The sequence below is a fragment of the Geodermatophilus sp. SYSU D00814 genome, assembly GCF_054050055.1.
In genome coordinates this window covers 24,276-36,087 of the sequence record NZ_JBJGYP010000032.1, presented here as the reverse complement: position 1 = coordinate 36,087, position 11,812 = coordinate 24,276, and the positions used below count along the sequence as shown (strand labels likewise).

The following is an 11,812-nucleotide window of genomic DNA, read 5'->3' as shown; positions in this document are numbered from 1 at the left end:
AGGCACGGGCACTTCCGCGGAAGTGCCCGGCTAGTCGCCGGCGGGAGGGCCGGCGGCGGCCTCGGCCTGGTCCTCGCGGGTGAACGCGAAGTCCGGGCGCGGCGTGCCGGAGGGCACCACGCCGGAGGAGGTGAGCACGTACCGCATGACGTCGGCGAACACCGGGGCGGCGACCTGCCCGCCCTCCGCGGAGCTGGTGGGCCGCTCGAGGTCGACGGCGACGACGTACTGCGGGTCGTCGGCGGGCGCGAACCCGACGAACGTCGTCACGTAGCCGCCGCCGTCGTAGCAGTTGCACTCGGGGTTGGCGCGCTGGGCGGTGCCGGTCTTGCCGGCCACCCGGTAGCCCTCGACCTGCGCGAGCGGCGCGGTGCCGCCGGGGCCGACGACGGCCTCGAGCATGTGCGCGAGGTCGGCCGCGGTGTCCTCGCTGACGACGCGGGTCGGCTCGGGCGCGTCCGGCGTGGTCGTCGTCCCGTCGGGGGCGGTGATCGAGGAGACCACGCGGGGGGCGACGCGGACGCCGTCGTTGGCGATGGCCTGGTAGACCGAGGCCATCTGCAGCGTCGTCACCGACACGCCCTGCCCGATCGCGATGTTGGCCGCGCGGCTGTCCTCCCACTCGTCGGCGCCCTGCAGGATGCCGGCGCTCTCGCCGGGCAGCTCCACGCCGGTCTTCGCGCCGACGCCGAACGCGCGCAGGTACCGCTCCAGCGTCGCGTCGCCGACCTCGCGGGCCAGCATGATCGTGCCGACGTTGCTGGACTTGGCGAGGATGCCGGTCACCGTCCAGTCGATCGGCTCGTGGTCGTGGGCGTCGGTGACCACCGTGTCCCCGGCCCGGATGTGGCCGTCGACGGTGAGCACGGTGTCGGGGGTGGTCACGCCCTCCTCGAGCGCGGCGGCCGTGGTCACCGCCTTCATGACCGAGCCGGGCTCGAAGACGTCGCTGACGACGGGGTTGCCGAGCAGCTCGGGGTCGGTGCGGCCGGCCTGCGCGGGGTCGTAGCCGGGGCAGGACCCCATGGCGACGACCTCGCCGGTGTGCACGTCGAGCACGACGGCCGAGGCGCGGGTGGTCGCGCCGTCGGCGCAGGCGGCCGCCAGCCGCTGCTCCACGACGTACTGCACGTCCTGGTCGAGGGTGAGCTCGACGGTGCTGCCGTCGGTGGCCGGCGTCGACTCGTCGATGCCCGCCGGGATCGGGTTGCCGCCGCTGCCGACCTCGACCCGGCGGCGGCCGTCGGTGCCGGCGAGGGTGTCCTCGAAGCGCAGCTCGACCCCGCCGAGGCCGGTCCCGTCGCGGCCGGTCCAGCCGACCACCTGCCCGCCGACGGCGCCGGCCGGGTAGAGCCGCACCGGGTCGTCCTCGAAGTACACCCCGGGCAGGCCGAGCTCCTCGATGGCCTCCACGGTCTCCGGCGGGACCTGCCGGGCGAGGCTGACGTAGCGCCCGTCGGAGGAGAGCTGCTCGGTGAGCTCGTCGACCGGGACGTCGAGCAGCGCGGTCAGCGCCAGCGCGGTGCGCTCGGGGTCCTCGACGAGGGAGGGGTCGGCGGTGACCCGCGAGGCGTCGACAGTGTAGGCGAGCGGGTTGCCGTCCCGGTCGAGGACGGCCCCGCGCAGCGCCGCGAGGGGGACGTCGGCGAGCCGGTCCTGCTCGGCGCGGTAGGCGAGGTCGGCGCTGTCGACGCCCTGCAGGAACACCAGCTTGCCGGTGACCACCAGCAGCGGGACGACGACGAGCACCAGTCCCCACCACAGGCGCGACGGTGCGGCGGTCAGCGGGCGGCCGCTGTGCCGGCGCCCCTGGGCGCGCCGCGGGACGAACGCGCCGGCACGGGTCGCTCCCCCGCCGCGCAGAGCGGCACCGCGGGGGACGGCACCCCGGCGCTCGGGGGCGCGGCGCTCGGCGCCGCGGGGCTCGGCACCGCGTCGTTCGGGACTGCGACGCTCGGGACTGCGACGCTCCGGCACCCGGCGCTCTGGCACGCGGCGCTCGGCGGCACCGCGGCCGGGGCTGCGCCGCCCGGGGTCGCCGGGCCGGCCGGTCTCGCGGGGCAGGTCGCGGGGCGCCACGTCAGCCACCCGCCCCGGCCGGCGGCTCGGCGCCGGGCGCCGGCTTGGGCGTGCCGCGCAGCGTGGCGCTGCCGTCGGGACCGATGACCAGGTACGCGGCGGCACCGGCGGGGACCAGCCCGGCGGCGGCCGCGGCGGCGGCGAGCTGGGCCGGGGCGCCGCCGGCGACCACCTGCTGCTCAAGCTGCTGGACCTCCTCGGCCTTCTCGGCGTTGGCGGCGCGCAGCTCGGTCGCCTTGAGCGAGTTGACCGCGATGGCGGTGTTGAGGACCAGCAGGCCGATCGTGGTGGCCACCAGGAGCACGAGGACGAACAGGACGAACGGCGCGCGGCGGCCGGCGGCCGCGGCGCGGGCCCGGCCGGCGACGCCGGTCGCCGGCCGCGCCTCGGCCGCCGACGGCACGACCGGCGCCGGCCCCGTGCCGCGCGCGGGCCGGACCGGCACGCCGCGCACGGGCCGCGAGGGCAGGGTCCGCACCGGCCGGGAGGGCAGCGCGCGCAGCGGCCGGGACGGGACGACGTGCGGCGTCGGCGGCGTGGTGCGCCGGGCGGTCGCCTCCGGGGTCGTGCGGGTGGCGCCGTCGCGGGGCGCGCGGGCGGCGGCGCTCACGCTGCCCGCCGGATGCGCTCGGCGGCCCGGACGCGGGCCGAGGCCGCCCGCGGGTTGGCGGCGAGCTCCTCCTCGGAGGGCGCCTCGCCGCCGCGGGTGAGCAGCCGCAGCACCGGGCCGTACTCGGGCAGCCGGACCGGCAGCTCCAGCGGCGTCCGGTCGGCGGCGCCCGCGGCGAGGGTCTGCTTGACGATCCGGTCCTCCAGCGAGTGGAAGGTGATGACCGCGATGCGGCCGCCCACCGCGAGCGCGTCCAGCGCCGCCGGAAGCGCCCGCTGCAGCACCCCCAGCTCGTCGTTGACCTCGATCCGCAGCGCCTGGAAGGTCCGCTTGGCGGGGTGGCCGCCGGTGCGCCGGGTGGCCGCCGGGATCGACTCGCGCACCAGGTGGGCCAGCCGCTCGGTGCCGCTGAACGGCTCGCGGGCGCGCTCGCGCACGATCGCCCCGGCGATGCGGGCGGCGAAGCGCTCCTCGCCGTAGACCCGCAGCACCCGGGTCAGCTCGGCGGCGGAGTAGGTGTTGACGACGTCGGCGGCCGACCGCGGGGCGTCGGGGTCCATCCGCATGTCCAGGGGGCCGTCGGCGGCGTAGCTGAAGCCGCGGTCGGCGCGGTCGAGCTGCAGGGAGGACACGCCGAGGTCGAACAGCACCGCCTGCACCTCGCCCAGGCCGAGCCGGTCGAGGACGTCGGGCAGCTCGTCGAAGACGGCCGGCACCAGCGTGGCGCGGTCGGCGTGGCCGGCGGCGGCGATGCGGGCGGCGGCCTCGGCGCGGGCGTGCGGGTCGCGGTCGAGCCCGACCAGCCGCAGGCCGGGGTGGGCGCCGAGCAGGGCCAGCGCGTGCCCGGCCAGGCCGAGCGTGGCGTCGACGAGGACGGCGCCGTCGCGGGCGCAGGCGGGACCGAGCAGCTCGGCGACCCGGTCGAGGAGGACGGGCACGTGCACCGCGGGCCGGGTGGGCTCGGGCGTGCTCATCGTCGGTCTCCTCGGGTCGCGCTCCCGCGCGGGACGGTGTCGTCGCCGGTCGGGTGCGCCCATGGTGGCGCGGGCAGCGGGTCGGCTGGGGGAGCTCGGCGGCGTGCCGCGGGACGGGCGGGACACGAGGGGCGCCGTGCGGCGGGGTGCGGGCAGGCCGGAGGCCACCCGGGCGGGACGCGCGGGTGGGGCGGTGTGGGGACCGGGGGGCGGGGTGGAGCGGGAGTGGGGACCCCCACCCCCCGCGGGGCCGCCTGGCGCCGGGGAAGTGCGTCAGGAGGAGCCCACGGGGGGCGGAGGCCGCCTGTGCCGGTCACCGGCGAGGCCGGTGGCGTGGGGACGCCGGGGTCCGCGCGGGGACCGAGCCGCGGGGAAGGCGGTTCGGGCCGGACCCGGTCGAGCCGCGGGGAAGTCGGCTCGCGGTCGGGTGCGCGGCGGCCGGGGCGACCGGCTGGACGGGGTCAGGACAGCGTGGGCATCCCCTCGCTCTCCATGGCGGCGAACGCCGCCTCCTGCTCGGCCTCGTAGGAGTCCCACGTGGCCTGGTCCCAGATCTCGAAGCGGGTGTCGACGCCGACCACCACGACGTCGCGGTCGAGGCCGGCGTACTGGCGCAGGGCCGCCGGGATGGTGATTCGGCCGGCCTTGTCCGGCTCGACCTCGACCATCGAGCCGAAGCTCAGGCGGGCGCGCATGCGGGCCTCGGCGGTGTCGGCGGGGGCCATGCTGGCGGCGGCGCGGCTCTGCTCGGCGACGCGGGCCATCGTGAGGCCGTAGACACAGCGCTCCTGGCCCTTCTTGATCACCATGCCGTCGGCCACCTGGTCTCGGAAGCGCACGGGGAGCGCGAGCCGGCCCTTCTCGTCGAGCCGCAACGAGTAGCTGCCGACGAACACCGGATCACCTCCCCCATGCGCCCTCCTCGCGTCCACCGCGGACCCGGGACGGGCCCTGGCTCCCCACCGCGCCACACACTAACCCACTACGCCCCACCGAACACCACTCGACACCATGTCGTGACCGGTTCTCCCCACCGCTCCCCGTGCAGGTCAGCGCCGGTTCCCCGGGCTCCCCGCCGGCAGGGGGGCGCGGGTGGGGCCGGGTGGGGCGCACGAGCACCGCGGGACCGGCCCGGGAGCCCCTCCGGACCGTCCCGGTGGGGTCCGCGGACGGTCTCCGACCGCGGTGCGCGGACCTGCTCCGGAACGGCGGTGGGCACGTACCGTGGGCCGGGTGACCGACACCATGCGTGCGGCGGACGGGACGGCGGGGCCGCCGGTCGACGTCGCCGCGGAGGGCGCGCGCATCGCGGCCAACGTCTCGCGGGTCGTCCAGGGCAAGCCCGACGTCGTCCGCCTGGCCCTGGTCGTGCTCCTCGCCGAGGGCCACCTGCTCGTCGAGGACGTGCCCGGCACCGGCAAGACGACGCTGGCCAAGGCGCTGGCCGCGTCCATCGACGCCAGCGTCCGCCGCATCCAGTTCACGCCCGACCTGCTGCCCAGCGACGTCACCGGCGTGTCCATCTACGACCAGGAGACCCGCGCCTTCGAGTTCCGGCCGGGCGCGGTCTTCGCCAACGTCGTCGTCGCCGACGAGATCAACCGGGCCTCGCCCAAGACGCAGTCGGCGCTGCTGGAGTGTATGGAGGAGCGGCAGGTCACCGTCGACGGCGTCAGCTACGAGCTGGCCCGGCCGTTCCTGGTGATGGCCACGCAGAACCCGGTGGAGATGGAGGGCACCTACCCCCTCCCCGAGGCCCAGCGCGACCGGTTCACCGCGCGGGTGTCGATGGGCTACCCCGACCGCGAGGCCGAGGTCGCGATGCTCGACGACCGGGGCACCGGCGACCCGCTGGCCACGCTCACCCCGGTCGCCGACGCCGGCACGGTGCGCGCCCTCGTCGCCGCCGTCGGCATGCTGCACGTCTCCGACGCGCTGCGCCGGTACGTCGTCGCGCTGGTCGAGGCCACCCGCCGCTCCCCCGACCTGCGCCTGGGCGCCTCCCCCCGCGCGGGCCTGCAGCTGCTGCGCACCGCCCGCGCCTCGGCGGCGCTGGCCGGCCGCGACCACGTCCTGCCCGACGACGTGCAGGAGATGGCGCTGCCGGTGCTCGCCCACCGCCTGCTGCTCACCGCCGACGCCGCCGCCGCCCGGCGCACACCCGAGCAGGTGGTGCACGGGCTGCTGGGCAGCGTGCCCGTCCTCCGCGGGCGCTGAGCCGTGGCCGGCCCGCTCCGGACGGCGCTGACGTCACTGACGCTGCGCGGCCGCTGCCTGGTCGCCGCGGGGCTCACGCTGCTGGCGCTGGGCGCGCTGCTCGGCGAGCGGCCCCTGGTGCAGATCGCCGTCTTCCTGCTCGCGCTGCCGCTGCTGTCGGCGGTCGCCGTCGCCCGCCAGCGGTTCCGGGTCGGCGTCCGGCGCACGGTCACCCCGGCGCGCGTCCCCCGCGGGGAGAGCGCCGACGTGCTGCTCGAGGTCACCAACGCCGACCGGCGCACCGGCCGGCTGTGGCTGCTGTCGGAGCAGCTGCCGGCCGAGCTGGGCCGCTCCCCCGGCTTCGTCGTCGAGCGGCTCCCCGGCGGGCGGGCCGCCGCGCTGCCCTACCGGGTGCACGGCGGCCGCCGGGGCCGGTTCCGCCTCGGCCCGCTGCAGCTGCGGCTGGTCGACCCCTTCGGCCTGGTGCAGCGCACCACCAGCGGCAGCGACGGCACGCCGCTGCTCGTCGTCCCCCGGGTGCGGCCGCTGGGACCCGGCGGCCCGGCCGGCGGGCACGGCGGCGGGGGCGAGGGCGCCCGCCGCTCCATCGCGGTGCACGGCGAGGACGACGTCAGCACCCGCGCGTACCGGCACGGCGACGACCTGCGCAAGGTGCACTGGCGGGCGACGGCGCGCACCGGCGAGCTCATGGTGCGGATGGAGGAGCGGCCGTGGCGGGCGCAGGCCGCGCTGCTGCTCGACACCCGGGTGCGCGCCCACCTGCTCGTCCGGGCCGCGGGTCCGGGGCCGGCCGCCACGACCGTCGTCCCCGGGCCGCCGGGTGACCCCGCGCCGCCGCCGGACAGCCTCGAGTGGCTGGTCGAGGCCGCGGCCAGCATCGGCAGCGCGCTGGCCCGCCGCGGCTCGGCGCTGCGCGTGGTGACCGCCGAGGGCGAGCTGCGCCCGGTCGAGGGCTCGGGCGGGCTGGGCCCCACCGAGCTGCTCGACCGGCTGGCCGTGCTCTCCCCCACCCGCGGGTCCTCGCTGCGGCCGGCCGTCGAGCAGCTGCGCCGGGTCGCCGGCGACGCGCCGGTGGTCGCGGTGCTCGGCGCCGTCGCCCCCGACGACCTCGCCGAGCTGCTCGCCGCCCGCTCCGGCCCGCACAACGACGTCGCCGTCCTCCTCGACGTGGCCAGCTGGGCCGAGGCCGGCGGCCGCACCCGGCGGGGCCTGTCGGCCACCGCCCGCGCGCACCTGGCCGCGCAGGTCGAGGAGTCCGCGTCGCTGCTGCGCGGGGCGGGCTGGCAGGTCACCGTCGCCGGCGCCGGCTCCTCGGTCGAGGCGGTGTGGGCCGAGCTCGCCGCGCAGCGCGGTTCCGCCGCCCGTCCCGCGGGGGTGCCGGCATGACGACGCTCGCCCCGCCACCGGCGCCGTCGGCCCCGCTCCCACCGCCCCGGCCGCCCGCTCCCGCCGGCCGCCCGGCCCCGGCGCGGCCGGCCGCGACCGGGCAGCACGACGGCCCCACCACGCTGGCCGCCGCGGTGGCGACCGCGCTCGGCGCGTGCGCGCTGGTGCCGGTCTTCACCCGCCCGGCGTGGCTGCCCCCGGCGCTGGCGGCGATCGTCGTGGTCGCGCTCACCGGGCTCGCGCTGCGCGCCGCCGGTCCGGCGCTGTGGGAGTGGGCGTCGGGCGGCCGGCCGGCACCCGCCCGCGTCGCGGCCGCCGGCGTGCCCCTGGTCCCGCTGGCCCAGCTCGCCGCCCTCACCTCCCTCATGACGGCGCTGTTCGCCCCCGACCGCGCCCTCGCCGGGTGGCTGCCCACCCCCCGCAGCCTCGGCGACCTCGCCGCGGTCCTCACCGACGGGTCGGCGGAGCTGCGCGAGCAGGCGACGCCGGCGCTGCCGCTGACCGGCCTGCTCGCGCTGACCGTGCTGCTGGTCGGGATGGTCGCGGTCACCGTCGACCTGATCGCCGTCGGCGGGCGGCAGCCGGCGCTGGCGGGGCTCGGCCTGCTGGTCCTCTTCTGCGTGCCGGTCAGCACGGTCACCGGCGGCGTCGGGCTGGTCGCGCTGGCCGCCCCGGCGGCCGGGCTCGCGCTGCTGCTGTGGTCGGACCAGGCGCGGCGGCTGACCCGCCGCGCCCGCCGGGCCGGCCGCGGCTCCGGCGCGGGCGCGGCGGCGGCCGCCGGCACCGCGCTGGCCGCGCTGGCGGCCGCCCTCGTCGTCGGCAGCCTCGTGCCCACCCTCCCGGAGGGCCGGCTGGCCGCCGGCTTCGGTCCCGGCGGAGGGGGCGGGGCCACCGGTACCGCCCTCGACCCGGCCGCGGCGCTGCAGGGGCAGCTGACCCTGCCCGAGCCGATCGACCTGCTGCGCGTCGACGCCTCCGTCCCCAACCCCGGCTACCTGCGCGTGGTGACCCTCGACGTCTACGACGCCGAGCAGGGCTGGACCCTCGGCAACCTCGACGGCGAGAGCTCGGTGGCGCAGTCGCAGGACCTCGCGCCGCTGCCCGGCCGGCGCGACGGACGGCGGGTCGAGGCGACCGTCACCGCCGTCGGGCACGACGACCGGTTTCTGCCGGTGCTCCCCTCCCCGCTGCGGGTGCAGATCGCCGACCCCGACGCCTGGCGGTTCGACCCCGCCACCGGCACCGTCTTCGGCCGCGACGTGACCACCGCGGGCACCAGCTACCGGGTCGGCGCGGTGCAGGCCCAGCCCAGCGAGCAGGAGCTGCTCGAGGCCGGGCCGCTGGCCCCCGGCAACCCGGTGCTCGAGCGCGACACCGCGCTGCCGCCGCTGGACCCCGAGGTCACCGACCTGGTGGCCCGGCTGACCGCCGGCGCGGCGACCCCGTACGAGGCGGTCCGCGCCATCCACGACCACTTCTCCCGGGCGAACGGCTTCGTCTACAGCCTGGCGACCGCGCCGGGCACCACCGGCGACGACCTCGCCCGCTTCCTCCGGCTCAAGCAGGGCTACTGCGAGCAGTACGCCGGGGCGATGGCGGCCATGGTCCGCGCCGCCGGCATCCCCGCGCGGGTGGCGCTGGGCTACACCCCCGGCCGGCTGCAGCCCGGCGGGAGCCGGCTGGTCACCAGCGACGACGCGCACGCCTGGGTGGAGGTCTACTTCGACGACCTCGGCTGGATCCCGTTCGACCCGACGCCGATCGACAGCGACCGCGCCGTCGACCTGCCGTGGGCGCCGCGCCCGGCCGACCAGGAGGTCCTCGAGCGGCCGACCGACGTCCCGACCGCGCCGACCCCGGTCCAGCCCACCCCCGCGCCGCGGCAGGACCGGCTCGACGACGGCGCGCAGCAGGGGTCGGCGTCCGCCGGGCAGACGTCGTCGGCGCGGCCGGTGCTCGTCGGCGCCGGCGTGCTGCTCGGCCTGGCCGCGCTCGTGGGCGCCCCGGCCGGCGCGCGGGCGCTGCAGCGCCGCCGCCGGGTGGCCGACGGCAGCCCGGGCGCGCTGTGGGACGAGCTCGCCGCGACCGCCCGCGACCTCGGCCTGCCCTGGGACCCCGCCCTGACCCCGCGCCGGCAGGCGGCGGCCCTGGCCCGCACGCTCGGGCCCGGGAGCGGCGGGTCCTCCCGGGTGGGCACGCAGGGCGCGGCGGACGCGGTCGAGCGGCTGGCCCGCGCGGAGGAGGCCGCCCGCTACGGCCCTCCCGGCGCCGGCTCCGGCGACCCGGCCGCGGCAGCCGCGCTGCGGACGGCGCGGCAGGGGCTGGTCGCGGCCGTCCCCGCCCGCACCCGGCTGCTGGCGCGGCTGTGGCCGGCCTCGCTGGTCGAGGGGCTGGGCGCCGCGGCCCGGGCGTTGCTGGGCCGGCTCCCCCGCCGCACCGCCTGAGGGAGGACCCCCTTCCCGGGGCCCGTTCCAGCACGTCACCCGGCCGCCGGACGGTGTGCGCCGACGCCGCACGTCCGGGCCGGGGACGCCGCGCCGGCGCACACCGTCCGGGGGAACGGGCCCGCCGAACGCCGACGGCCGCCGTCCCCGGGAGGGACGGCGGCCGTCGGCCGAGCGTGCGGGCTACTGGTCGTAGCGGCGGCGGAAGCGCTCCTCGAGGCGGTTCTTCAGCGGCTGCCGGCGGGGCCTGCCGCCGCGGCCGCGAGCGGCGGTGCTCCCGCCGCGGGCGCCGACCGGGCCGGTCTCCACCGCGCCGGTAGCGCTGCGGTAGTTCAGCACGCCGAGCGCGGCGCCGCCGAACATCACCAGGAACCCGAGGACCCCGAGGGGCACGGACGGGACGACCGCGCCACCGACGAGGACGGCCAGGCCCACGACCACCAGCAGCGCACCGAGTTGCAGCTTCCGCCGGGCCTTGAGCCTGCGGTCACCCGTGCGGACGGAGGAGGCGAACTTGGGATCGTCGTCGACGAGGGCGCGCTCGATCTGCTCCAGCAGTCGCTGCTCGTGCTCGGAGAGCGGCACCGAGACCTCCAGATGGGCCAAGCCAATACCGCCGGGGTCACCCCGGCGGTGCCACCGAGGATACGAGCCGTTCGCGGGGTGCGAAAGGCGAGCGCGCGGCGACCCGCCGGTGATCGTCTCCGGTCACCCTCCCGGGCGGTCGCGCACCCGCCGGTCGCGGTCGCGGTGCAGCAGCGTGGCCGGCCGGACGGCCCCCGCGCCGAACCGGCGGGCGGCCCGGTCGGCGGCCAGCTCGGCGTCCCGGCGGCCGTGCTCGCGCTCGCCGAGCTGCAGCTGCCGGGGCGCCGACCCGGCCGGCACCAGCCGCTCGGCCCGCACCCCCACCAGCCGCAGCCGCGCCCGGTCCAGGCCGAGGGCGTCGAAGAGCGCGCGGGCGGTCTCGTAGAGGTCCTGCCCGACGTCGGTGGGGACGTCGAGGGTGCGGCTGCGGGTGATCGTGGTGAAGTCGGCGAAGCGGACCTTGATGCTCACCGTGCGCGCCAGCCAGCCGCCCGCCCGCAGCCGGCCCGCCGTCCGCTCGGCCAGCCGCAGCAGCTCCCGGTGGACCACGGCGGGGTCGTCGACGTCGGTGGCGAAGGTCTCCTCGTGCCCGGTGGACCGCTCCGGCTCGTCGGGCACCACCCGGCGCGGGTCGCGGCCCCAGGACAGCTCGTGCAGGTGCGCGCCGGCCGCCGGGCCCACCGCCCGCTGCAGCGTGCGGACCGGCACGTGCGCCAGGTCGCCGACGGTGCGCAGCCCCAGCCGCAGCAGCAGCTCCTCGGTCTTCGCGCCGACGCCCCACAGCGCGCCCACCGGCAGCGGGTGCAGGAAGTCGATGACCTCGGCCGGGCGGACGACGAGCAGCCCGTCGGGCTTGGCGCGGGTGGAGGCGAGCTTGGCCACGAACTTGGTACCGGCGACGCCGACCGAGCAGGTGATGCCCTGCTCGTCGTAGACGCGGGCGCGCAGGTACTCGCCGATCTGCGCCGCGTCGCCCAGCCGGCGGCCGGCCCCCGACACGTCGAGGAACGCCTCGTCGAGGCTCAGCGGCTCCACCAGCGGGGTGACCGACCGGAACAGCGCCATGACCGAGCGGGAGACCTCGGCGTAGAGCGCCATGTCGCCGGGCAGCACGGTCGCCGTCGGGCACAGCCGCAGCGCCCGGGCCGTGGGCATGGCGGCGTGCACGCCGTACGCGCGCGCCTCGTAGGTGGCCGAGGTGACCACCCCGCGGTTGCCCGCGCCGCCGACGACGACCGGCGTGCCGGCGAGCTCGGGGCGCCGGCGCACCTCGACGCTGGCGAAGAAGGCGTCCATGTCGACGTGCAGCACCGTGCACCCCTCCGCCCGCCCCGCTGCCACGACCCCTCCCTCGAACACCTGTTCGGACCGACCTGGGGAGGGTAACGGTCCGGCCGGGTCCGTGGCGCGCGGTGCGGGCGGGCTCCCCGGCGTGTCCCGGAACGGCGCGAACTCGCAGGTGACCGCATGTGTGACCGCCCCGTGAACGAGGTAGGTGGGACGCGACCGACCGCCAT

The 11,812-nt window shown here is 78.5% G+C and carries 9 protein-coding genes; 3 read left to right on the top strand and 6 right to left on the bottom strand.

The genetic code is table 11. The features are described 5' to 3' along the window. Positions 1-30: 30 nt before the first annotated feature. From ACI780_RS20415 to mraZ, 4 genes are all read right to left on the bottom strand, one after another. Positions 31-2,079 carry a peptidoglycan D,D-transpeptidase FtsI family protein gene (locus ACI780_RS20415; protein WP_457005330.1) on the bottom strand — a complete coding sequence of 683 codons (2,049 nt, stop codon included), beginning with the start codon at positions 2,077-2,079 and terminating at the stop codon, positions 31-33. A 1-nt stretch (position 2,080) separates the two neighbouring features. After that, positions 2,081-2,689 carry a hypothetical protein gene (locus tag ACI780_RS20410; protein ID WP_457005328.1) on the bottom strand — a complete coding sequence of 203 codons (609 nt, stop codon included), beginning with the start codon at positions 2,687-2,689 and terminating at the stop codon, positions 2,081-2,083. Then, positions 2,686-3,663, bottom strand: a complete 978-nt coding sequence (gene rsmH, locus ACI780_RS20405) for a 16S rRNA (cytosine(1402)-N(4))-methyltransferase RsmH (protein ID WP_457005326.1) — start codon at positions 3,661-3,663, stop codon at positions 2,686-2,688. The genes ACI780_RS20410 and rsmH overlap by 4 nt, the downstream gene beginning before the upstream one ends. 461 nt (positions 3,664-4,124) lie before the next feature. Further along, positions 4,125-4,559: a division/cell wall cluster transcriptional repressor MraZ gene (gene mraZ, locus ACI780_RS20400; RefSeq protein WP_456870123.1), complete on the bottom strand. Its 435-nt coding sequence runs from the start codon at positions 4,557-4,559 to the stop codon at positions 4,125-4,127. A gap of 337 nt (positions 4,560-4,896) precedes the next feature. Between mraZ and ACI780_RS20395 the strand changes: the two genes are divergently transcribed. Genes ACI780_RS20395 through ACI780_RS20385 form a run of 3 tightly spaced genes read left to right on the top strand, consistent with a single transcriptional unit; the run spans position 4,897 to position 9,710 of the window. Then, positions 4,897-5,880, top strand: coding sequence for an AAA family ATPase (locus ACI780_RS20395; protein WP_457005323.1), 984 nt, complete (start codon positions 4,897-4,899; stop codon positions 5,878-5,880). Positions 5,881-5,883: 3 nt separating this feature from the next. After that, complete coding sequence (locus tag ACI780_RS20390; protein WP_457005321.1) at positions 5,884-7,266, top strand: DUF58 domain-containing protein; 1,383 nt, start codon at positions 5,884-5,886, stop codon at positions 7,264-7,266. Beyond that, the gene (locus ACI780_RS20385; protein WP_457005319.1) at positions 7,263-9,710 is read left to right on the top strand and encodes a transglutaminase family protein; all 2,448 of its coding nucleotides are present in this window, start codon (positions 7,263-7,265) and stop codon (positions 9,708-9,710) included. Before ACI780_RS20390 ends, ACI780_RS20385 begins: the two co-directional genes overlap by 4 nt. Positions 9,711-9,893: 183 nt before the next feature. On the opposite strand, the gene ACI780_RS20380 is transcribed toward ACI780_RS20385, so the two are convergent. Together ACI780_RS20380 and dinB are read right to left on the bottom strand one after the other, a co-directional pair. Beyond that, a complete protein-coding gene (locus ACI780_RS20380) occupies positions 9,894-10,295 on the bottom strand; it encodes a DUF3040 domain-containing protein (RefSeq protein ID WP_089402932.1) in 402 nt (133 codons plus the stop codon). 123 nt (positions 10,296-10,418) lie between these two features. After that, complete coding sequence (dinB, locus tag ACI780_RS20375; protein ID WP_457005317.1) at positions 10,419-11,636, bottom strand: DNA polymerase IV; 1,218 nt, start codon at positions 11,634-11,636, stop codon at positions 10,419-10,421. Positions 11,637-11,812: the final 176 nt, after the last annotated feature.

Coding starts and splice junctions, on each gene's coding strand:
- rsmH (WP_457005326.1), bottom strand. CDS start 3,663: ATGAGCACGCCCGAGCCCACCCGGCCCGCGGTGCACGTGCCCGTCCTC.
- ACI780_RS20385 (WP_457005319.1), top strand. CDS start 7,263: ATGACGACGCTCGCCCCGCCACCGGCGCCGTCGGCCCCGCTCCCACCG.